Source organism: Streptococcus azizii, assembly GCF_001984715.1.
In the GTDB taxonomy this organism is placed as follows: Bacteria; Bacillota; Bacilli; order Lactobacillales; family Streptococcaceae; genus Streptococcus; species Streptococcus azizii.
On the sequence record NZ_MSPR01000003.1, the window covers coordinates 87,691 to 109,642 of the forward strand.

Here is a 21,952-nt window from a genome sequence, read left to right on the forward strand (position 1 = left end):
GTATCTTTTCTTATTTCAACTATCTTCGCCTTCGATTATAAGGAAATTAGCGGTGCTAATCTCATTTCCAACCTTTCACAATTCTTAATTGTGAAAGCTAGTCTACTGTTGATTTTTATTGAGTATCATACTCGTCAAACATCAAAAGTGACTTGTTGTTGCTGGGGTACATGTTGGCAGAGTATAAGAACATAAAAGAGTGAGAGAAGCCAGTTCCATCGAAACTGGCATCTCTACACTCTTTTTATCGTCTCAACAATTTTTTTATCAGGGTTAAGAATTTAGCCTTGAGCGGGTGTGGGTAGTAACGGAAGGTTCCCATTTTACGAACAATGCTTCCGTTGAACTGTTGCTTGAAGCGCAAGACGCCGTCGCTACCATCAAAGAGTCCTGTAATTCCCAGTAGGGTATAAAAAGGAATTCCAAGTGTAATGGCCTTACGCATAGCGTATTCTTGTAAGAGAAGAGGAGCGTAGAATTTATTAAACTCAGTGAGAGAGCCACTGAATAGATAGACTAGTTCCTGATCTGTGTAAATAAATAGGCTGGCAGCTAGAGGAATATCCCCTTGACCATACTGGTCAAGCAATTCTTTGGCCTCGGCTTCCCGTGTCTGGAAGGATGCAATCTGACTGGAGATCTCACGGTGTTCATTTTGTTTTTTCTTGGAACGTGGATTGGCACTTAGGTCCTGTTCGATAATCGCTAAGTGCTGTTCTAATTTGGCTCTTTGCTCTTCTAAATTTGTCAAATAATCGCGAAAATTGATGGAGGCCAGCAGGAAGTCAGCAGTGGTTCCAAAGGCATCATAAAAATCTTGGTAGTACTCCAGAGTCTTATCCTGGTATTCTCTGCGCTCAGAGGTTGCTTCTGTGATGGATTTAAAGACAGGGAGTTCTTCACGAGTCAAGGGACGAATCTTGATTCCAAAGGAATTAGCTTTCTTTGCCAGACTTTTTCCTTTTTTGCTAAAAGAATCAAGGAGGTTCTCCTGAGTCAGTTGACTTAAATCTTTGGTATAATGCCAATCAGGTTCCCCTCCTGGATAGCCTGTTTGAAGTCCATCAAATGCATAGCCTAAATCAGTGAAGTGATGGATGAGTTCTTTTGCCTCTTCGGAAGTTGGTTGACCGTGGCTATCAAATAGCTGATAGGTCTGATAGGGTTTGATGATGAGGCGAAAGGCATTATTTTTTTTAGCATATTGCTGCAATGCGCGATAAAATTCAGGCAATTCCTCTAGCTGACTAGTCACAGGGCCAGAATTGATTTCCATGTGAAGTCCACCTGTCATAGGCAGGCTATAAAGGAGGGCGGCGACGGTTAGCTGCTCCCCTTTTTTCAAGCCGACAAATTGAGTCGTCATCCCTCGTTTGGTGAGAAGCGCTGCCATTTCGAGGGTTTGAAGGAAGGAGACTTGCTTGGATTGTTTGAGGAAGTCTTGATATTCTTTGGGACTGAGAATGGTCAATGTCATGAGCGTCGATTCCTTGCTGTTTTACGTAGTTGGTAGGCCCAGCTGAACATCTTGTAGAAGGGGCTGACGGGGAGATCGAATTCTCCGATAAATTCTTCAATCATGGGATTAAATTTAGATTTGAAGTGGTACAAACCACCGTCTAGCTGGTTTTCAATTCCTCCCATATTCTGCTGTTTTACCCCTAGTTCAAAAGCATGTTGAGCTGTTTTGTACCAAGTAGCCAGGGCGGGTTGGTATTGCTTAAAGTCATCGTCCATGCCTGCATAGATATTTTCAGAGCTATCACCAAAATTTAAGGATAGGGTAGCAGCTAGCGGTACGCGTTCCAATCCTTGATCAAGGTAGCCTTTCAAGAAGGTCAGTTCATCCTGCAGGCGGTCGATTTCTTTTAAAGTAGCAGCTACTTTGGTCTGACGGGTGTCTTTGGTGAAGGTACTTCTCATAGCTTCATGTTTTGCCAGTTCCTGCACTTGTTTGTCGTATCTAGCTTTGACGTTGAGGCTTGCCATTGTGATATAGGCATCCTCTCCATAGATGGACAAGAGTTTTTCATAATACTCTTGATTGCGCAAATGGATATTTTTACGTACTTCGGTTTTGGCCATCAGTGCCGCAAAGTCAGAGATGAGCTCGGTCCCCCCTATTTCGATGACAGCCCCTTTCTTCTCAGCCACTTGGATGAGTTGACGGACTCTTTTTGGAAGGGCCTCTGTAGTAAAATATTCAGCGTAGATATTGGCTTGGAATCTAGGCTGGATGGTCTCTTCTAGAGAGGAGGTTCGTCCTTTCCATTTGCAACCGGCTTGTTCTAGCCCTTGAATGGTCTCTTGGGCTTGTGGTAAATCAGTTGCTTCTTGCTCAACGAGGTGCTGTTGGAAATAGATGGACGGATCGAACTTTACAAATACAGCACGATGTTTTTTAGCAATTTTTTTAAGGGTCTGCATGACAAAAGCGATCAGCTCCTCATTGCTATAGTCCATGATCGGACCACGAGGAATATACATCATGGTCCAGCCCAGAGGAAGAGGTTGGATGAGGATAGAGGCGACAGCAACAAGTGTTTGGTCTTGGTAAACACCCAGGCGCTCATTGCCCCAGTTATCCTTCACCTTGGCCCAAGAGCTACTCTGTAAGAGGTTATTTTGCGGGTGTCGTTTGACAAAGTCATCGTGCTCTCTTGCGGAAATCCCTAGTTTGTATGTATACATTAGTCCAACACCCACTCTCTAATAGCATGTGCAACCCCATTTTCGTCGTTTGACTTGGTGATATGGGTCGCAATTTTCTTAATAGCTGGATGACCATTTTCCATCACGACAGCTGTCCCTACCACCTCTAGCATCGACCGATCGTTTTCTTGGTCGCCGATTGCCATGGTTTGCTCCATGGTCAAACCGAGGAAGGCACTGAGCTGCTGAATAGCTTCTCCCTTGTTGACATGTTTTGGGGTTACTTCTAGGTAAAAGGGGGCTGACTTAGCAACATTGAAACGTTCGACAAGGGGTGTGGGAATTTGTGTCATAGCAGCATCCAGTTTTTCAGGCTCATCAACCAACATGATCTTGATAATATCCTTGTCTGCCATTTCCTCTGGTGTGCGATAAAAAACGGGTGAATCAACTAGCTGGGCTTCATAGATAGTGTATTTTCCTATGTTGCGGTTAGCCGTATACATACCGTCTTTCAAACTTGCGTGCATTGGAAGGTCTAATTGGCGTGCTAGATATTCCCATTCGAGGTAGTCAGCATAGCTCAAGCCTTCGTTGATGATGTCATGCTCTGTTGCTGTTTCCTGAACCAATCCACCGTTAAAGGTGATAACATAATCTCCCTCGTCTAAGAGGTTTAATTGGCTTAAAATGCTTTTGACACCGGAGATTGGGCGTCCAGTAGCAATGACAATCTTTACCCCTGCTTGTTTGGCATCTTGAATGGCTTGATAGACTTCAGGAGTGATTTCATGCTTGCTATTTAATAGGGTGCCATCAATGTCAATGGCTACAAGTTTAATATTCATCAGATTCTCCATAAATAAATTGATCGTTGTAGATATAACTCAAAAAGATAGTGCTTTGCGGAGCAAAGATTCCCGTTTCTTTCAGCATTTCTTTAGGGAAGTAAAAACGGCTGTCACCGTGAACTGTTCCCGCTAAAGAGTGGACAATAGGGGAGAGCTGTGATAGCTCTATGAGGCTACCATCCTTGCGCATCATCTCAATTTGGGTCCGCTTTTTCTTGGCATTTGGTCGATAAATGTCATAGGGCAGGTCAAAATTGTGATGGATGGCGGTATAGTAGCTAGGTTCAAAGCCGACTTGATTGACAATGGCTTCTAAAACGGAAAGATGGGCTTCGTCTTTGGAATCAAAAGTAATGGATTTTAGGACCCTGCGGTTGATATAGCGCTGAGCCAAATCGGATAAAATCTTATCGGGACCATCGATCCAAGATTGGAAATAGGTATTCATGACCCCGTCATCTAAAGCTAGATAGTCTGTCAGGTCAAAGCACTGCTCAAAGAATGGAATGAGGCGGGGAGAAGCTGTTTTAAAGAACGGTTGCTGGTCTTGATAGAGTACCTTTGCTCGTTTGAGAAGATTTTGCAACAGGACCTCCATCGAGCGACTGGCTGGGTGGAAATAGACTTGCATATACATTTGGTAGCGACTGAGTACATAGTCTTCTACCGCGTGCATGCCCGATTCTTTAAACGCAATGCCATTTTCTGTAGGACGAATAACTCGTAAAATGCGTGTGAGGTCAAATTGCCCATAGTTGGTCCCTGTAAAGTAGGAGTCACGCAAAAGATAGTCCATACGGTCCACATCAATCTGGCTAGAAATCAACTGGACAACCTGTTTATTGGGGTAGGTGTGACGGATGACACTGGCCACTTTTTCAGGAAAATCAGGGGATACCTGTTGCAATAGGCTATTGATTTCCGTACCGGTACTGGTGATGATTTGACAAGTCATATCTTCGTGGTCGGTGTCAAACAGTCGCTCGAAGGTATGGGAATAGGCACCGTGTCCTACATCGTGTAGGAGAGCTGCGACCATGGTCAAAAGCGAATCGCTACAGTCCCAGGTTTCTGTGTATTTGTTCTCAAAGGTGGAAACAATTTGTCGTGCAATTTCATAGGCTCCAAGGCAGTGTGAAAAGCGGCTATGCTCGCCACCATGAAAGGTATAGGAAGTGGTTCCTAGCTGCTTGATGCGCCGTAGCCGTTGAAACTCTTTTGTATTGATCAGATTGTAGACGAGTTCATGATCGACATGAATGTAATTATGAACAGGGTCACGAAATACTTTTTCACTCATTCCCTCATTATATCAAAAAACGGTAATTTGTGCTTTTGTGAACCATTTGCTACTTTTTGGGTCAAAATGTATTTACGAAAGAAGGGTTTCATATTATAATAAGATTTATGACAGAACAGATGATTTTACACCTTATTCAAGCTCTATTGATAGGGCTTATCTTATGGATTGCTTGGACGATTTTTTCTTATGCCAAACAGCAGCAGATTTCTCTGAAAGAACGCTTTTGGACGGGGTTTGGTATCGGTTTTATCACCGATTTGTTGGATACTTTAGGCATCGGGACCTTTGCGACAACGACAACGCTATTAAAGGCGACAAGGCTGGTCCAAGATGATAGGAAGATTCCTGCGACCATGACAACAGCCCACATCATTCCCGTCTTGGTAGAGGCGCTGCTCTTTATTACCATTGTTCAAGTGGACTTACTGACCTTGGTTGCCATGGCCGCGGCTGCCTTTTCGGGAGCCTTTGTTGGGGCGCGTGTGACCCAGTCTTGGAACACTCAGAAGGTGCAGCGGATTTTGGGAGTGTTACTGATTATTGCAGCGCTGTTTATGGTCTATCGTATGGTGACGAATCCTGGGGCTGATTTGACAGCAGATATCCGTGGCTTGTCGGGCTGGAAGCTAATTGCAGGCATCATCTTTGACTTTATCGTCGGTATGCTGATGAGTATGGGATTGGGCAATTATGCACCAGAGTTGATTTTCTTTTCACTCATGGGAATCAGCCCAGCCGTTGCTCTTCCTGTGATGATGTTAAATGCTGCTATGATTATGACGGCAGGGGCCAAGCAGTTTATCCAGTCAGGGCGTGTGAATTGGTCTGGAGTCCTTGGAATCATTGTCGGAGGTGTCTGCGGGGTCTTGATAGCCGCCAAGTTTTTGAGTAGCTTGGACGTCAATAATTTAAAGGTTTTGGTCATATTTATTGCTTCTTATACCGGTGTGACCTTGCTGCGTTCCTCTGTAATCCCAACTAGGAGGGAAGAAAGATGAAGATAGCCATTCAAAATAAGATATGTTTTGAGGGGGAAGTAGAAGTCGTAGAGGAAGTCCGCGATGTGGAAGTAGTGGAAAAGGGAGATTTCCTATACTTGACCTACCACAACGATGACAAGGAGCGCGTTGTCTTAAAAGTCGGTGAGCAACAGTGCAGTATGACTCGCTTTTCTGAACCCAAGTCCGTCATGCAGTTTATGGATGCAGCAATAACCAGAACGCAAATTGTCACACCAGTCGGCATTCAGCACCTCAACGTAGTGACAGATACCTACCAACGAGAGAGCAATCAAGTAACGATCGACTATACACTCCAAATTCCCCAAACGGGGCAAGACTTGGCTCAGTATCATTTGAGGATTCGATGGGGGAATTTCTAGGGAAAAAATCCTTGCAAAGGGGATAGGAATTTGCTATAATAGTCAGCATATCAAGGGAGTAGCTGACGGAAGTATCCGTTACAAGGTCGTCAATCCGAAAGAAATTTCCGGCCTTGTATGAAATAGCGAGACTTGTTTGAAGAAAACAAGTCTCTTTTTGTGTTTTTAAAAAGGGACGAAAAGGAGAAGAACATGTCAACAGAACAAAAGCGTCGTGCTGTTTACACCCAAGAGGCGGACCTTGTCTTGCGTGAGCTAGATGCCAGCGAGCAAGGTTTGACGAGTAGCGAAGCGAAGAAACGGCTAGAAACCTATGGTCGCAATGAATTAGAAGAGGGGGAAAAACGCTCACTCCTCACTAAATTTCTAGAGCAGTTCAAGGACTTGATGATTATCATCCTGCTGATTGCAGCCATTCTATCGGTTGTGACATCAGGTGGTGAAGATATTGCAGATGCGATAATTATTTTGGCCGTGGTCATCATCAATGCGATCTTTGGGGTCTATCAAGAAGGGAAGGCTGAAGAAGCAATCGAGGCGCTCAAGTCGATGTCAAGTCCCGCTGCACGCGTCTTACGTGACGGTCATATGACAGAGATTGACTCAAAAGAATTAGTCCCAGGAGACATTGTTAGCCTTGAAGCAGGAGATGTCGTACCAGCCGATATGCGTTTGCTGGAAGCCAATTCATTAAAAATTGAAGAAGCTGCGCTGACAGGGGAGTCTGTGCCAGTTGAAAAAGATGTTCGTGTGCTAGTAGCAGAAGACGCAGGAATCGGGGATCGTGTCAATATGGCCTTCCAGAATTCCAATGTGACCTATGGTCGTGGACTAGGTGTGGTCGTGAATACTGGTATGTTTACGGAGGTCGGTCATATTGCAGGTATGCTTCAGGAGGCGGATGAAACGGATACACCTTTGAAGCAAAACTTGAACAATTTGTCTAAAGTCTTGACTTATGTGATTTTGGTGATTGCAGCGATTACCTTTGCCGTTGCAGTGTTTATCCGCGGTGAACATCCATTGACAGGGCTGTTAACATCAGTAGCCCTTGCTGTTGCAGCCATTCCAGAAGGCTTGCCAGCGATTGTAACAATCGTCCTGTCCTTGGGGACACAAGTTCTAGCAAAACGTCATTCCATTGTTAGAAAGTTGCCAGCAGTAGAGACACTCGGTTCGACAGAGATTATTGCTTCTGATAAGACGGGTACCTTGACCATGAACAAGATGACCGTTGAAAAGGTTTATTATAACAATCATTTGGTGGATGCCAAGGAAGCGATTGAAGCAGGTCTGGATTTACCACTCCTAGGTGCGGTCGTTCTTGCCAATGATACCAAGATTGATGCGGATGGAAAACTCATTGGTGATCCGACAGAAACAGCTTTTATTCAATACGCATTGGATAAAGAATACGATGTGAAAGCATTTTTGGATCAATATCCTCGTGTGGCGGAGCTACCATTTGACTCTGATCGTAAGCTCATGTCAACAGTTCACCCATTGCCGGATGGGAAATTCTTCGTAGCCGTCAAGGGGGCACCAGACCAGCTCTTGCAGCGTGCCAGAATGGTAGATGTTGCAGGTTCTATTCTTCCTATTACAGACGAGGTAGCAGCAGCTATCCAAGCCACCAATTCAGACATGGCCCATCAGGCCCTCCGTGTCCTTGCAGGTGCTTATAAAATTATTGATAGTATTCCAGAAGAAATCACGACTGAAACGCTTGAGAGCGACTTGATCTTTACTGGTCTGATTGGGATGATTGACCCTGAACGTGCAGAAGCAGCAGAGGCGGTGCGTATAGCAAAAGAAGCAGGGATTCGTCCAATCATGATTACAGGTGATCACCAAGATACAGCTGAAGCTATCGCAAAACGTCTTGGAATCATTGACGCACACGATACAGAGGGGCATGTCTTGACAGGTGCTGAATTGAACAGCTTGTCAGATGAAGAATTTGAACAGGTTGTCGGTCAGTACTCCGTTTATGCGCGTGTATCACCTGAACATAAGGTGCGGATTGTCAAAGCCTGGCAAAATCAAGGCAAGGTCGTTGCCATGACAGGAGATGGTGTCAATGATGCGCCAGCCCTTAAAACAGCCGACATCGGTATCGGTATGGGAATTACAGGGACAGAAGTTTCAAAAGGCGCGTCTGATATGGTGCTTGCAGACGATAACTTTGCAACGATTATCGTAGCTGTTGAAGAAGGACGCAAGGTATTTTCCAATATCCAAAAAACCATTCAATACCTCCTTTCAGCGAATACTGCTGAGGTCTTGACCATTTTCCTTGCAACCCTCTTTGGATGGGATGTTCTTAAACCTGTCCACCTCTTGTGGATCAACCTGGTAACGGATACCTTCCCAGCTATCGCTCTCGGTGTCGAGCCGGCTGAGCCTGGTGTCATGGGACATAAACCTCGTGGCCGCAACTCCAGTTTCTTCTCAGGCGGTGTATTGAGTTCTATTATTTATCAAGGGGTATTGCAAGGCGCCCTAGTTCTTGCAGTGTATGGTTATGCGATTGCCAATCCAGTCCATGCGGGGGATAAAGCTATTCATGCAGACGCTTTGACCATGGCATTTGCAACCCTCGGCTTGATTCAGCTCTTCCATGCCTATAATGTCAAGTCTGTCTACCAGTCTATTTTGACAGTTGGTCCATTCAAGTCTAAGACCTTTAACTGGTCTATCCTCGTCTCCTTTGTTCTCCTAGCAGCCACGATTGTGATTGAGCCACTGGAAGCCATCTTCCATGTGACCCATCTGGACCTTAGCCAATGGGCTGTTGTCCTTATCGGAAGTTTCTCTATGATTATTATTGTAGAACTGGTCAAATTTGTTCAACGAAAATTAGGAATAGATAAGAATGCCATTTAGCGGTGTTTTGAGATTGCAAAAACTCATCCACTGGCTAATCCTCGCTTTCTAATTTCTTAGCTCGGGCTTCTATGGTCACTTTCTTCTTTCTAGGTGACCAGCCTCACGCTACTGGATTAGTTTTATACCAACCAAGATGTGCGGGTCAAGTATCCAAGAGCAGAATAGCTCACGACAAACGCATGGAGAAAATCTCGCTCTCAGATAACGATTTTTCATAAAAAGTTATATTTTTATCATGACATTTTGTTGCAATATATGTGAAAACGAGGATAAATAGGATAAATCAAAGCAATTATGTAAATGTCGCGAAACTATTTTTGAAAAAATGCATGTAGCTAGAAAACAGTTACATGCATTTTCTTTATGCGTACGGCGTGAGAATAGCTGATTACAGCTGGACAATCGGCACTAGAAAATGGTAGAATGAAAAAAATGAGTAGAACAGAGAAGCGGTAACCGTTTTTCGATTAGTTAGGAGATAAAATATGAACTATACCCAATCCTTTTTAATGGCGAATATGAACGCTTTTCCATCTGAAACCTTGCCGATTCTAAAAGAGGAACTGGATCGTTTGGATGAAGAAGCGATTACGATGTTATTGATGACGGACATCAAAAGCCCTGTCACTGCCTTGTTATTTTCTATTTTCCTTGGGGAGTTAGGAGTGGATCGCTTTTACATCGGTAATAAGGAGCTTGGTATCGCAAAGCTCGCCTTGACGATTATCGGTTATATAACGCTATTTATTGTGGTTGGCTTTTTCCTTTTATTCGGTGTTTATGTTTGGAAATTGATCGACTGTTTCTTCATTATGAGAGCTTGTAAGCAGGCGAATTTTGAACGCTTGATGTGGCAGATCAATCAAGCAAAAATGTTTCAGCAAGCGCGTGCCAAATCAGCTACCGCTGCGGAGGATACGGCTGTAGATGAGGTCGTTTCAGAAGTAGTCACCACAGTCGTTACCCCAGCAGGGTCAGAGGTAGTAGATACGGCTGTAGATGAGGTCGTTTCAGAAGCAGTTACTACAGCCGTTACCCCATTAGGGTCAGAGGTAGTAGATACGGCTGTAGATGAGGTCGTTTCAGAAGCAGTTACTACAGCCGTTACCCCATTAGGGTCAGAGGTAGTAGATACGGCTGTAGATGAGGTCGTTTCAGAAGCAGTTACTACAGCCGTTACCCCATTAGGGTCAGAGGTAGTAGATACGGCTGTAGATGAGGTCGTTTCAGAAGCAGTTACTACAGCCGTTACCCCATTAGGGTCAGAGGTAGTAGATACGGCTGTAGACGAGGTCGTTTCAGAAGCAGTCACTACAGTCGCTGCTCCATCAGGGTCAGAGCTAGTAGATACAGCTGTAGATGAGGTCGTTTCAGAAGAAAACACCACAGTCGTTACCCCATCAGGGTCAGAAGTAGCAGATATGCTGGTGGAAGATGTCAGTTCAGAAGATAGACCTCCAGTTGTTGAGGCTCCAGAAGTAGAAGAACTGGCAAGGAGCGACAAAGAGGAGGCAGGTGAATAGTATTTTTGCCTCCACCTACCTAGTGAAAATAGGACTTTACAAATAACTGCCTTTGTATTATCATAAATAGGAAACTATTTTTTGAATGATAAAGGAGATGTGAATGTCAGTATTTTCAGATTCTTATATTGCTGCGAATGCTAGTAATTTTCCAGCGGAAGCTATTCCCATGTTGCGTCAACAGTTGGACGCGTTAGATGAATCTCAAACGGCTTATATATTGTCAACAGAGCTTAAAAGTCCAACGACGGCCTTGATTTTTTCAATCTTACTCGGTGGCCTAGGTGCAGACCGTTTCTATATCGGTCAGATCGGAATCGGTGTGGCGAAATTGCTCCTGTCATGGTTGACACTAGGTATTTGGCAGTTGATTGACTGGTTCCTCATCATGGGAGCCACTAGACGTGCTAATCTTGAGAAAATCAATATAGCTATAGTAGCAGCCTCTTACAGTCGTTAATACAGTATGGATAGGGTGGAACAACAGATTCCTCCCTCTTTTTGTTTGCTGCCGCCTATGTCCACAACCCCTGTAAACAATCTGTAATAAGAGAGCCGATTTGTCATCAAGGTGTAACGTTTTCAATGCTATTTTTTGATATAATAGTACAATGCTTGTAAAGGAGGAAAGGTAGATGCAGTCACGAAAGATGACCATGCTGTTATTTGGAGTTTATCTCGTATGTCTAACCTGGATTATTTTATTTAAATTAGATGTATTTTCAACCCTCCAAATAGCACAATATTCTCCCATTCATAGCATCAATTTGATTCCCTTTGCAGGAACAGCGGTCTACAATGGAGTATTGGATTACCGAGAGGTTGGCTTGAATATTCTTTGTTTCATTCCTTTCGGGATGTATATGGAAATGCTGAATAAACATGCGACATGGGGAAAAAATCTGGCAGTGATGGTATTGGTCAGTCTGAGCTATGAGCTTGTGCAGTATGCTCTGGGTATCGGCGTTGCAGATCTGACCGATTTACTTGCCAACAGCTTCGGAGGGGCAATCGGTATCAATATCATGTATGTATTGACCAGTATCTGGCATGAAAAGGCCTATGCACGGGTCAATCAACTAGCCTTGATAGGCACTACGATAGTAGCTGGGCTACTCTTCCTCATTTAGATTTTGCAAAGTGTATCATTTTTGTTACAATGAAAGAAATGAATCTAAAAGAACAAATTATTGCCTTGTCAAAGGAGATGGGGATTTCAAAAATCGGTTTTACAACAGCAGATGATTTTACTTATTTGGAAAAATCCTTGCGGGCAGCAGCCGAAGAAGGTCGAACATCAGGCTTTGAACACAAGGATATTGAAGAGCGTATAAAGCCGAGGTTGAGCCTTGCTTCTGCTAAGACGATTATCTCCATTGCAGTGGCTTATCCACGCAGACTACCAGAGAAACCGCAGAAAACTCAGTATAAACGTGGGAAGATAACCCCTAACTCTTGGGGATTGGATTACCATTACATCCTACAGGATAAATTGGAACGCCTGGCGCGTGGAATTGAGGAGTTGACGGTAGACTTTGAATATAAAGGGATGGTCGATACAGGTGCTTTGGTGGATACAGCAGTCGCCAAGCGGGCAGGAATTGGCTTCATCGGCAAAAATGGTCTAGTGATTTCCAAAGAATTTGGCTCCTACATGTTTTTGGGAGAATTGATTACGAACTTGGAAATAGAACCCGATCAGCCAGTTGATTATGACTGTGGTGACTGCAATCGTTGCATCACAGCTTGTCCGACTTCTTGTTTACTTGGCGATGGCACCATGAATGCGAGGAGGTGTCTATCGTTTCAGACTCAGGATAAGGGCATGATGGATCTCGAGTTCCGTAGGAAAATTAAGACGGTCATCTATGGGTGTGATATCTGTCAAATTTGTTGTCCTTACAATAAGGGAATCGATAGTCCACCAGTTGTAGCGATTGATCCAGATTTGGCAGAGCCTGAACTGATTCCATTCTTGGAGCTGTCAAATGGACAATTTAAGGAAAAATTTGGTATGATTGCAGGCAGCTGGCGCGGGAAAAACATTCTCCAAAGAAATGCCATCATCGCCTTGGCCAACGCCCATGATCGTTCAAGTATTCCCAAGCTCTTGGAAATTATCGATAAGAGGCAAAATCCTATCCACATGGCGACGGCTATCTGGGCTCTTAGCCAGCTTGTCCGACATCCCAATGAGGAGTTGATTGCCTTTATCGAAAATGTAAGGAGCGATCATCCAGAAGTGATGGAGGAGCGGGCGGCCTTCCTATCATTCGCCAAATAGCCCTAGATATGGTATAATAACAAGAATACAAAAAATGAGGTACTTATGGATATAGCAGAAATTCGACAAAAGATAGAAGAGCTAGAGGTCAAATTAAACTCATTTAGGAGGTCTCTTTGACCTAGAAAGTTTGGAAGAAGATATCGCTATCTTGGAAAACAAGATGACCGAGCCAGACTTTTGGAATGATAATTTGGCAGCTCAGAAAACATCTCAGGAGTTAAATGAATTAAAAGCAACCTACCAGAATTTTCACCAGATGGTGGACTTACTCGATGAAGTAACGATTTTGATGGAATTTCTAGTAGAAGACGAATCTGTCAAAGAGGAATTGGAAGAACAGTTGCTGGAGTTGGACAAGTTGATGACCAGCTATGAATTAACCCTCCTCTTATCAGAGCCGTATGATAGTAATAATGCCATCTTGGAAATTCATCCAGGATCAGGTGGAACAGAGGCTCAGGATTGGGGTGAGATGTTGTTGCGCATGTATACCCGTTTTGGCAATGCCAAGGGATTCAAGGTGGAAACGCTAGACTATCAGGCTGGAGATGAAGCAGGGATTAAGTCTGTTACACTGAGCTTTGTAGGTCCTAATGCCTACGGTTTACTCAAGTCGGAAATGGGCGTACATCGTTTGGTGCGTATTTCGCCGTTTGATTCAGCCAAACGTCGACACACCTCCTTTACCTCAGTTGAAGTCATGCCAGAATTGGATGATACCATCGAAATTGAGATTCGGGATGATGATATCAAAATGGATACTTTCCGTAGTGGCGGTGCAGGTGGACAGAATGTCAATAAGGTGTCAACAGGGGTTCGTTTGACCCATATTCCGACAGGAATCGTGACCCAATCAACCGTTGATCGAACCCAGTATGGGAATAGGGATCGGGCCTTAAAATTGCTACAAGCCAAGCTCTACCAATTAGAGCAAGAAAAGAAGGCAGCAGAGGTTGATTCGCTCAAAGGAGATAAGAAGGAGATTACATGGGGTAGTCAGATTCGCTCCTACGTTTTTACCCCCTATACCATGGTGAAGGACCATCGCACAGGCTATGAGGTCGCACAGGTGGACAAGGTCATGGATGGGGATATTGAAGGATTTATCGATGCCTATCTCAAATGGCGGATTAGCTAAAATAAAAAGAAAGGACTGTCCGAGACAGAATACCTTATGGGAATTATTGAAATGAAAGACGTTTCCAAGAAATACGGAAACGGAACAACTGCACTGAGAGGTGTGTCTGTAACTGTTGAGTCAGGAGAATTTGCCTATATTGTAGGACCTTCTGGAGCTGGGAAATCAACCTTTATCAAACTCTTATATCGTGAAGAAAAATTAGACAAGGGGTCGCTCAAGGTTGGGGCTTTTGACCTTGGAAAAATCAAGAAGAGGGATGTTCCTCTCCTTCGCCGTAGCGTAGGTGTCGTTTTCCAAGACTACAAATTGCTTCCGAAAAAAACGGTCTTTGAAAACATTGCCTATGCCATGGAGGTTATTGGTGAAAAACCACGGACGATTAAAAAACGTGTCATGGAAGTTTTGGATCTGGTTGGTTTAAAGCATAAGATTCGTTCATTTCCCAATGAATTGTCTGGTGGTGAGCAGCAACGGATTGCGATTGCGCGTGCCATTGCCAACAATCCTAAAGTCTTGATTGCCGATGAGCCAACAGGGAATTTAGACCCTGAAAACTCGTGGGAAATCATGAATCTTTTGGAGCGGATCAACCTCCAAGGAACTACGATTTTAATGGCGACCCACAATAGCCAAATCGTAAATACACTTCGCCATCGCGTTATCGCAATTGAAGACGGTCGAGTGGTACGTGATGAAGTAGAAGGAGAGTACGGATACGATGATTAGACGATTTTTTAGACATTTTATTGAGTCTTTGAAGAGTCTCAAACGAAATGGCTGGATGACGATTGCTGCTATCTCATCAGTGGCAATCACCTTGACCTTGGTTGGCGTGTTTGCTTCGGTTATTTTAAATGCAACTAAGTTGACAGCCGATTTGACCAATAATGTTCGCATCAATGTCTACTTGCGTGCGAATTCGACAGATAATGCCCAAACCATTGTCAACGATCAGGGACAGACAGTTGAAAATCCTGACTATCAGTCCATCTATAAACAAATTCTTGCCTTGAACAATGTTAAGAGTGTTGATTATTCAAGTAAGGAAGAGCAGCTGGAACAGTTGACCGCAACCCTAGGTGAAACCTGGAATCTCTTTAAGGGAGATGCCAACCCACTTTATGATGCCTATATTATTGAGACGACAGAACCTCAGTATGTCAAGTCTGTAGGTGCAGAAATTGCTAAAATTGATGGTGTAACAGAAGTTCGTGATGGTGAAGTTGAAACCGAACGAATTTTCAAGCTGAATAATGTGGTCAAGACCTGGGGATTTGCAGCGACAGGACTCTTACTCTTTACAGCGGTCTTTCTCATTTCCAATACTATTCGGATTACCATTATTTCACGTAGCCGTGAGATTCAAATTATGCGCTTGGTCGGGGCAAAAAATGGCTACATTCGTGGACCATTCTTGCTTGAAGGAGCTTGGGTTGGCTTGCTCGGGGCGATTGTGCCGTCTGCCCTAGTCTATTTTGCCTACCAGATGCTCTATACCTCTGTCAATGCTTCTTTAGCATCACAGAACCTTTCCTTGATTAGTATTACTGTCTTTGTCCCAGCCATGATTGCCACCCTCTTTCTCGTGGGAATTGTGATTGGTGCGATGGGATCTGTGATTTCTATGAGACGCTTCTTGAAGATTTAACGAAACGACTACCCAAAGAGTGGGATATAATACTCAATAAAAATCAAAAGTAGACTAGCTTTCACAATTAAGAATTGTGAAAGGTTGGAAATGAGATTAGCACCGCTAATTTCCTTATAATCGAAGGCGAAGGTAGTTGAAATAGTTGATAACTATTTCAAAGGAACAGGCTGAAAACCTCCACTGGAGCTTTTCACTCGTCAAGATACGAGGACGTAAAACAACTCCTAGACAAAATAGGAAATACGACGAAGAAGTAAAGGACGTTTGCTAAGGCAAACCCCTATTTCCCGCCTTCAAAGGTATACTATACCTTTGAAGCTAGGAGTATTTATCTTTTTGTCAGCGAGTTGTAGTCCGAGTTCAATTCACCGAGACGAGTTGACAACGTATCCTTTTGATTTTTAAAGAGTATAAAAAAAGATTTTATGGGGAATAGGAAGTGCTACCTGCCCTCTCCCTGAGAAAATAGATTCAAAAACCGAACGAAGATTTACAATCTTTGTTCGGTTTTTGATGTTAACTTTTTAAAAATGGATTAAAGACCTTTTCATGGGAAATGGTCGTTGCCTGTCCATGGCCAGGATAGACCTGATAATGGCCAGGTAAAGCAAAGAGTTTGGTCTTGATTCCTGCTAGTAGGTCGTCAAGGTTACTGGTTGGCAAATCGGTACGTCCGACTGATTCTCTGAACAGAGCATCTCCTGTAAGGACGAGTTCCTGATTTGGAAAGACAAAGGAAACCCCACCGATAGAATGTCCGGGTGTTTCAAGGACAGAAAAGTGAAATCCGTCCAAATCATAGTCTTTTTCATATTGGAAGGTGTGTTCAGCCGGTCGGCAGACAAGATTGTCCAGATCGTCGTGACGTGCAAGGCCAGAAAGGTTCATTTTAGGGGTATAGAGCCAGCTAGCCTCACTGGCCGCCACATAGACAGGGGGTGCTCCAAAGTGTTCTCGCACTAGGTCCAAACTCATGATATGGTCGTAGTGGGTATGGGTCAAGAGGATAGCAGAGATGGGTTTGTTCAGTTTTTTAATCGTCAGTCGAATGGCCTCCCAGTCACTACCTGGATCGATGACAAGGAGATGGGAATCGTTTTCCAGATAATAGGTGTTTTCATAGGCGATAGGGTTAAGGGTTTTGTGTAGTTTCATCAAGTTTCTCCTCTGTCTATTCAATCTCCTTCTAGTCTAGCAAAAAATGAGGTATTTGTCTGTTTTTTCTTTTCGGGAATGCTGGCAGGCTGACAGATTTTTAAGGAAATATGGTATAATTTTACTGTTATGATAGAGAAAAGACAAGCAAATCGGTATGCTATTGTAGACCTAGAAGCAACTGGTAACGGTAGTTATGCTAAGATTATTCAGATTGGGATTGTCATTGTGGAAGCAGGTCAAATTGTTGAAAGTTACGCAACAGATATCAATCCTCATGAAAAATTGGAACAGCAGATCTGTGAGCTGACAGGCATCACCGACCAGCAACTGGCCCATGCTCCTGATTTTGGAGAGGTGGCAAAAGAAATCTATGACTTATTAGAGGGGGCGATATTTGTTGCCCATAATGTATCTTTTGATGCCAATTTATTGACAGAGGCTCTGTTTTTTGAAGGCTATGACTTACATGCGCCGCGGGTTGACACGGTGGAATTGGCACAGTTGTTTTTTCCAACCTTGGATAAGTACAGCCTAGCTAGTCTTGCAAGGGAGTTAGGACTTGGATTGGAGCAGGCTCACACTGCTATTTCAGATGCGACTGCCACGGCAAGGTTGCTATTGAAAATTCAAGAAAAAATCCAGCAATTACCTCGGCAGACAGTGGGGCATATTCTCGAGTTTGCCGATCATTTACTCTATGAATCTCGTCTAGTTATTGATGAACTCTATCCCACCCTACCGAGCTATTTGCCAGACGACATCGTTTTAGTCAATGGTCTTTGCTTAAAGAGACCAGTTCAGCCTCAGCAGCCGAATCATCTGTCGCAAGATTTTGACAAGAATCTCGCTCTTTTAGGCTTGGATATGCGCCCTCAACAGTTGGCGCTCGCCCAGCGGATCAATGAGGGCTTGCAGAATGAGGAGGCGCGCGTGCATTTTATCCAAGCGCAGGCAGGGATTGGCAAGACCTATGCCTACTTACTGTCTGCCTTAGCTTGGACAAGCCAGCCACTCCTTGTGATTGTCCCGACCAAGGTCCTGCAGCAACAGATTATGGACAATGAAGGGAAACGTCTATCAGAGGTTTTTCAGCTTTCGTTCGCCTCCATCAAGTCTCCTTCTCACTATATTAAGCTAGATACCTTTTGGCGAACCTTGGAGCGCCAGGACGAGAATCGTCTCTTGAATCGCTATAAGATGCACTTATTGGTCTGGCTTTGTGAGACGGAGACTGGAGATATGGATGAACTCAAGCAAAAGTATCGCTACCAATCCTATTTTGATGAGTTGCAGCATGATGGGCGTATTCAGGACCAATCCTTATTCGGTGACTGGGATTTTTGGAAAAGAGTCCAGCAGGCGGCTTCTTCTAGCTCCGTTACCCTAACGAACCATGCTTATTTTTTGAAACATGTGCAAGAAGAGAGTTGGATGCAGAATCGTCTCTTGATTATTGATGAAGCGCAAAAATTGATTCTCGTAGCAGAAGAATCCGCTAGTCAGGAATTATCAATTTCAGAAGCCTCTGCCTTGTTCCAAAGTAAATTGGATAAGTCTACCAATCTTCTGGAGAGGCGCTTATTAGAGGCCTGTATGTTTGAATTAATGCATCTGCTGGAGCAATTTTATACAAGCGGTAGGCGGGAATTGGCTGTAGAAGACTTATTGCTCCTTAGGCAAAATTTGGAAGAATTAAGTGATCGTGACTTCCAAGATTGGGTCTGCTTGCTCAGGCAGGACTGGGAATATTGGCTGGAAGAGCGCCGTATTGCTGACAAACGTTTGGTATTTTTACGGGCTAGTCAGAAGGGCATGATGGATGTGGCTCGTTTTTTATCCACGACTAGGGTACTGTGTATTAGTGCCACTCTTGAGATTAGTAAAAAGGTAACTGTAGCAGACTTACTCGGCTTTGAGGATGTGATTCTTGATAGGCTTCCCACTCAGCCAATAAAGAATCAACAGATCATCCTTCCCGATGAACTACCTGATTTACTAGCCTTAAACAGGAAGGAGCATGCGCTCATTATTGGCCAATATCTACAGGAGTTATTGACCCTAAAACGACCGCTATTGGTCTTGTTGACCTCGGTCCATTTGCTCTTAGAATTGTCACGAATCTTGGAGGAAGCGGGTATTCCCCATCTAGCCCAGCATAGACATGGGACAGAGTTTGCCATCAAGCGTCGCTTTGACAAAGGAGAAGTGCCAATCTTACTGGGGACAGGAGCTTTTTGGGAGGGGGTGGACTTTGCTAGTCAGCCCCAGCTGATTCAAGTGATTCCACGCCTGCCCTTTGAAAATCCTCAAGATCGCTTTGTTCGTAAAGTCAATCGTCATCTCAAGGAAGCAGGACGAAATCCTTTCTATGATTACCAGTTGCCCATGATGATGTTGAAGCTCAAGCAGGCCATAGGACGGAGCAACCGTTTTGCAGGACAAAAGTCCTGTGTCCTCTTATTGGATAATCGCTTGATTGATAGGCAGTATGGACAGCAGGTAAAACAGTTCTTGGGAGAAAGCTATCAGCTGGAGCAGGTCAGCCCTGAAGATATGTTAGCGAAAATGGAACACTTTTTTGAAGAAGGCTAGGCTAGTCCTCAGTCATGACCACCCGTGAAAACGGGTGGTTATGACTCTCTTCAATAGAGATGGTGGCTTTGGTCCCAACTCTTTTCATTTTTAGGAATTTTTAGGAATCCTCACATCAAATAGTAAAATCAATGGTCAAAATACAGGAAATATGCTATACTTTTTCATATCTAGTTAGGAAATGAGAAGATTCGATGAAAGATAAGCTAATTGTATTTAAAGTAGGGACCAGTTCCCTGACCCAGGAAAACGGTCGTTTGGATAGGATAAAGATTGCCCGTATTACCAATCAACTGGCCCAACTCCATCAGCAGGGCTATCAATTAGTTCTAGTGACATCAGGATCGATTGCAGCGGGTTTTCGTCGCTTGGGCTTTGATAAACGTCCGACAAAGATTGCTGAAAAACAGGCCAGTGCTGCAGTTGGGCAGGGCCTTTTAATCGAAGAATATACGCAAAATTTAATGAAAGATGGGATTGTATCGGCTCAGGTTCTGTTAACTCAGGACGATTTTGCGGATGCGCGCCGTTACCAGAATGCTTCGCAAGCCTTGCAGGTTTTACTGCGCCAGCAGGCTATTCCTATTATCAATGAAAACGATACGATTGCCATTGAAGAGATTAGGGTCGGAGATAATGACACCTTGTCTGCCCAGGTCGCTTCGCTCTTAAAAGCTGATTTACTGGTCTTGTTGACAGATGTGGATGGTCTTTATACAGCCAATCCTGCCACAGATCCCAAGGCCCAGCATTTAGCAGAAATCGCAGAGATTAGCGAGGACTTGTTTGTCATGGCAGCAGGAGCAGGTTCTTCCAATGCTACAGGTGGGATGACGACCAAGTTACAGGCGGCCCAGATTGCGACCAAGTCAGGCGTACCAGTCTTTATTTGTTCTTCAAAAGACGACACAGCCCTCCTCCAAGCTGTTCATCAGAGTAACAAAGGAACCCTTTTTCTTGCAGACAGGCAGGTGATGAATCAGCGTAAGCAATGGATGGCCTTTTATGCGAGGACGGAAGCCTCTGTTGAGGTTGATAAGGGGGCAGCTAGGGCGATGACGAGTCAGGGACGGAGCTTATTAGTCGCTGGTATCAAAGATTTAGAAGGGACTTTCCAAGCAGGCGACATTGTATCGGTCTATAGTCAGGAAGAACACCGTATCATTGGAAAAGGGCGGGTCAAGCTCTCTTCTGAGGACTTACAGCAGCAATTAGCTACGGAAAAAGCAGCAGGTATTTTTATCCATCGGAATGATTGGGTCAGCTTATAGAAAGGAAACAGGATGACAACACAGGCCTTATTAGACAGTCTACTAGCGCATAAGTCTGCCATCAATCTAGCCAGCACAGCGCAAAAAAATCAAGCGCTCAGCGCAATGGCTGAACAATTAGAAGCAGATAGTGCAAGGATTTTACAAGCCAATGCCCGCGATATGGAGCAGGCACAAGGAAAAATCAGTCCTGTTATGCAGGATCGTTTACTCCTAACGGCAGAACGGATACAGGCGATGGCAGATGGCATGCGTGCCTTAATCCATCTTCCAGATCCTGTCGGTATACTACTGGATGATTACCAGGCAGAAAATGGATTGCACATTCAGAAAAAGGCTACTCCCTTTGGTGTTATTGGGATGATTTATGAGAGCCGTCCCAATGTGACTTCTGATGCGGCAGCCCTTGCCATCAAGAGTGGGAATGCGGTCATCCTGCGTGGAGGCAAGGAGGCTTTTTATTCTAACCAAGCCATTGTTGCCTCGCTGAAGGCTGGTCTCGCTACGGCAGGCATTGCGCCTGAAGTGATTGAATTGGTGCAAGATACAAGCCGAACATCAGCGCAGGAACTCATGACGGCAAAAGGCAAGATTGATTTGTTGATACCGCGTGGTGGTGCAGGCTTGATTCAAGCGGTGGTTGCACAAGCTACCGTGCCAGTGATTGAAACGGGAACGGGGATTTGTCATGTCTATGTGGATCAGGCCGCAGATGTGGAACAGGCGCTTGCGATCGTTGTCAATGCAAAGACCAGCCGTCCATCTGTTTGTAATGCAGCAGAGGTCCTTCTGGTCCATCAGGATATAGCTGCCCAATTCTTACCCTTGCTGGAAGAGAGGCTGGCTGGTCAAGTAGAATTTAGGGCAGATGGGGTCGCTCTTTCTTATTTGCAGCAGGCACCATTAGCCACAGCAGAGGATTTTGACACGGAGTTTTTAGACTATATTTTAGCGGTGAAGGTTGTTGAGGATGTGGCAAGGGCTGTATCCCACATAGCGGAGCATTCAACTGGTCATAGCGAAGCTATTGTGACAGAAGATGCCGATACAGCAGCCTACTTTACTCAAATGGTTGATTCAGCGGCTGTCTATGTAAATGCTTCTACCCGTTTTACAGATGGTGGTGAATTTGGCCTAGGGTGTGAACTAGGGATTTCCACTCAAAAAATGCACGCACGTGGTCCGATGGGCTTGCGTGAGATGACAACGTATAAGTATATTATTACAGGTGCGGGGCAGGTCCGCTAGAAAGG

Annotated in this window: 18 protein-coding genes; 13 read left to right on the plus strand and 5 right to left on the minus strand. The window is 44.3% G+C overall.

Translation table 11 applies throughout. The features are described 5' to 3' along the window. Positions 1–244 precede the first annotated feature (244 nt). From BVE84_RS02700 to BVE84_RS02715, 4 genes are read right to left on the minus strand one after another with little or no spacing between them, the layout of a single operon-like run. A complete protein-coding gene (locus BVE84_RS02700) occupies positions 245–1,477 on the minus strand; it encodes an aminoacyltransferase (RefSeq protein WP_076995550.1) in 1,233 nt (410 codons plus the stop codon). Further along, positions 1,474–2,691 carry an aminoacyltransferase gene (locus BVE84_RS02705; RefSeq protein ID WP_076995551.1) on the minus strand — a complete coding sequence of 406 codons (1,218 nt, stop codon included), beginning with the start codon at positions 2,689–2,691 and terminating at the stop codon, positions 1,474–1,476. Before BVE84_RS02705 ends, BVE84_RS02700 begins: the two co-directional genes overlap by 4 nt. Then, the gene (gene yidA / locus BVE84_RS02710) at positions 2,691–3,500 is read right to left on the minus strand and encodes a sugar-phosphatase (RefSeq protein ID WP_076995552.1); all 810 of its coding nucleotides are present in this window, start codon (positions 3,498–3,500) and stop codon (positions 2,691–2,693) included. Before yidA ends, BVE84_RS02705 begins: the two co-directional genes overlap by 1 nt. Beyond that, entirely contained in the window at positions 3,490–4,803 is a 1,314-nt protein-coding gene (locus BVE84_RS02715; protein ID WP_076995553.1) for an HD domain-containing protein, read from the minus strand. The genes yidA and BVE84_RS02715 overlap by 11 nt, the downstream gene beginning before the upstream one ends. Positions 4,804–4,910: 107 nt before the next feature. Here BVE84_RS02715 and BVE84_RS02720 point away from each other — a divergent pair, with 107 nt between their 5' ends. From BVE84_RS02720 to ftsX, 10 genes are all read left to right on the plus strand, one after another. After that, positions 4,911–5,804 carry a sulfite exporter TauE/SafE family protein gene (locus tag BVE84_RS02720; RefSeq protein ID WP_076995554.1) on the plus strand — a complete coding sequence of 298 codons (894 nt, stop codon included), beginning with the start codon at positions 4,911–4,913 and terminating at the stop codon, positions 5,802–5,804. Continuing rightward, positions 5,801–6,187, plus strand: a complete 387-nt coding sequence (locus BVE84_RS02725) for a YwiB family protein (protein ID WP_076995555.1) — start codon at positions 5,801–5,803, stop codon at positions 6,185–6,187. The genes BVE84_RS02720 and BVE84_RS02725 overlap by 4 nt, the downstream gene beginning before the upstream one ends. Before the next feature lie 192 nt (positions 6,188–6,379). Continuing rightward, positions 6,380–9,073, plus strand: coding sequence for a cation-translocating P-type ATPase (locus BVE84_RS02730; RefSeq protein WP_076995556.1), 2,694 nt, complete (start codon positions 6,380–6,382; stop codon positions 9,071–9,073). 488 nt (positions 9,074–9,561) lie between these two features. Next, positions 9,562–10,599, plus strand: a complete 1,038-nt coding sequence (locus tag BVE84_RS02735; protein ID WP_076995557.1) for a TM2 domain-containing protein — start codon at positions 9,562–9,564, stop codon at positions 10,597–10,599. A gap of 103 nt (positions 10,600–10,702) precedes the next feature. Beyond that, positions 10,703–11,059 carry a TM2 domain-containing protein gene (locus BVE84_RS02740; protein ID WP_076995558.1) on the plus strand — a complete coding sequence of 119 codons (357 nt, stop codon included), beginning with the start codon at positions 10,703–10,705 and terminating at the stop codon, positions 11,057–11,059. Between the two features lie 175 nt (positions 11,060–11,234). Beyond that, positions 11,235–11,729: a VanZ family protein gene (locus tag BVE84_RS02745; RefSeq protein ID WP_076995559.1), complete on the plus strand. Its 495-nt coding sequence runs from the start codon at positions 11,235–11,237 to the stop codon at positions 11,727–11,729. A 38-nt stretch (positions 11,730–11,767) separates the two neighbouring features. After that, the gene (gene queG / locus BVE84_RS02750) at positions 11,768–12,883 is read left to right on the plus strand and encodes a tRNA epoxyqueuosine(34) reductase QueG (protein WP_076995624.1); all 1,116 of its coding nucleotides are present in this window, start codon (positions 11,768–11,770) and stop codon (positions 12,881–12,883) included. A gap of 45 nt (positions 12,884–12,928) precedes the next feature. Continuing rightward, positions 12,929–14,024 (plus strand): peptide chain release factor 2 gene (gene prfB, locus BVE84_RS02755; RefSeq protein ID WP_135017444.1). Its coding sequence is split into 2 segments (ribosomal slippage): positions 12,929–13,000 and positions 13,002–14,024, totalling 1,095 coding nucleotides; the frame shifts between segments, so codons are not numbered across the junction. Positions 14,025–14,060: 36 nt separating this feature from the next. Then, positions 14,061–14,753 (plus strand): cell division ATP-binding protein FtsE, encoded by a 693-nt coding sequence (gene ftsE, locus BVE84_RS02760; protein WP_076995561.1) that lies wholly within the window; start codon positions 14,061–14,063, stop codon positions 14,751–14,753. After that, positions 14,746–15,675, plus strand: a complete 930-nt coding sequence (ftsX, locus tag BVE84_RS02765; RefSeq protein ID WP_076995562.1) for a permease-like cell division protein FtsX — start codon at positions 14,746–14,748, stop codon at positions 15,673–15,675. Before ftsE ends, ftsX begins: the two co-directional genes overlap by 8 nt. 519 nt (positions 15,676–16,194) lie before the next feature. On the opposite strand, the gene BVE84_RS02770 is transcribed toward ftsX, so the two are convergent. Beyond that, positions 16,195–16,833, minus strand: coding sequence for an MBL fold metallo-hydrolase (locus tag BVE84_RS02770; RefSeq protein ID WP_076995563.1), 639 nt, complete (start codon positions 16,831–16,833; stop codon positions 16,195–16,197). A 129-nt stretch (positions 16,834–16,962) separates the two neighbouring features. On the opposite strand from BVE84_RS02770, the gene BVE84_RS02775 reads away from it, so the two are divergent. The 3 genes from BVE84_RS02775 to BVE84_RS02785 all read left to right on the plus strand — a co-directional run bounded on the left by BVE84_RS02775 (position 16,963) and on the right by BVE84_RS02785 (position 21,947). After that, positions 16,963–19,428, plus strand: coding sequence for a bifunctional DnaQ family exonuclease/ATP-dependent helicase (locus BVE84_RS02775; RefSeq protein WP_076995564.1), 2,466 nt, complete (start codon positions 16,963–16,965; stop codon positions 19,426–19,428). 194 nt (positions 19,429–19,622) lie between these two features. Beyond that, complete coding sequence (proB, locus tag BVE84_RS02780) at positions 19,623–20,699, plus strand: glutamate 5-kinase (RefSeq protein WP_076995565.1); 1,077 nt, start codon at positions 19,623–19,625, stop codon at positions 20,697–20,699. 12 nt (positions 20,700–20,711) lie between these two features. Next, positions 20,712–21,947, plus strand: coding sequence for a glutamate-5-semialdehyde dehydrogenase (locus BVE84_RS02785; RefSeq protein WP_076995566.1), 1,236 nt, complete (start codon positions 20,712–20,714; stop codon positions 21,945–21,947). Positions 21,948–21,952 lie beyond the last annotated feature (5 nt).

Coding starts and splice junctions, on each gene's coding strand:
- BVE84_RS02700 (WP_076995550.1), bottom strand. CDS start 1,477: ATGACATTGACCATTCTCAGTCCCAAAGAATATCAAGACTTCCTCAAA.
- BVE84_RS02740 (WP_076995558.1), top strand. CDS start 10,703: ATGTCAGTATTTTCAGATTCTTATATTGCTGCGAATGCTAGTAATTTT.
- BVE84_RS02775 (WP_076995564.1), top strand. CDS start 16,963: ATGATAGAGAAAAGACAAGCAAATCGGTATGCTATTGTAGACCTAGAA.
- BVE84_RS02785 (WP_076995566.1), top strand. CDS start 20,712: ATGACAACACAGGCCTTATTAGACAGTCTACTAGCGCATAAGTCTGCC.
- BVE84_RS02720 (WP_076995554.1), top strand. CDS start 4,911: ATGACAGAACAGATGATTTTACACCTTATTCAAGCTCTATTGATAGGG.
- BVE84_RS02735 (WP_076995557.1), top strand. CDS start 9,562: ATGAACTATACCCAATCCTTTTTAATGGCGAATATGAACGCTTTTCCA.
- yidA (WP_076995552.1), bottom strand. CDS start 3,500: ATGAATATTAAACTTGTAGCCATTGACATTGATGGCACCCTATTAAAT.
- ftsE (WP_076995561.1), top strand. CDS start 14,061: ATGGGAATTATTGAAATGAAAGACGTTTCCAAGAAATACGGAAACGGA.
- BVE84_RS02745 (WP_076995559.1), top strand. CDS start 11,235: ATGCAGTCACGAAAGATGACCATGCTGTTATTTGGAGTTTATCTCGTA.
- ftsX (WP_076995562.1), top strand. CDS start 14,746: ATGATTAGACGATTTTTTAGACATTTTATTGAGTCTTTGAAGAGTCTC.
- BVE84_RS02730 (WP_076995556.1), top strand. CDS start 6,380: ATGTCAACAGAACAAAAGCGTCGTGCTGTTTACACCCAAGAGGCGGAC.
- BVE84_RS02715 (WP_076995553.1), bottom strand. CDS start 4,803: ATGAGTGAAAAAGTATTTCGTGACCCTGTTCATAATTACATTCATGTC.
- BVE84_RS02705 (WP_076995551.1), bottom strand. CDS start 2,691: ATGTATACATACAAACTAGGGATTTCCGCAAGAGAGCACGATGACTTT.
- BVE84_RS02725 (WP_076995555.1), top strand. CDS start 5,801: ATGAAGATAGCCATTCAAAATAAGATATGTTTTGAGGGGGAAGTAGAA.
- proB (WP_076995565.1), top strand. CDS start 19,623: ATGAAAGATAAGCTAATTGTATTTAAAGTAGGGACCAGTTCCCTGACC.
- queG (WP_076995624.1), top strand. CDS start 11,768: ATGAATCTAAAAGAACAAATTATTGCCTTGTCAAAGGAGATGGGGATT.
- BVE84_RS02770 (WP_076995563.1), bottom strand. CDS start 16,833: ATGAAACTACACAAAACCCTTAACCCTATCGCCTATGAAAACACCTAT.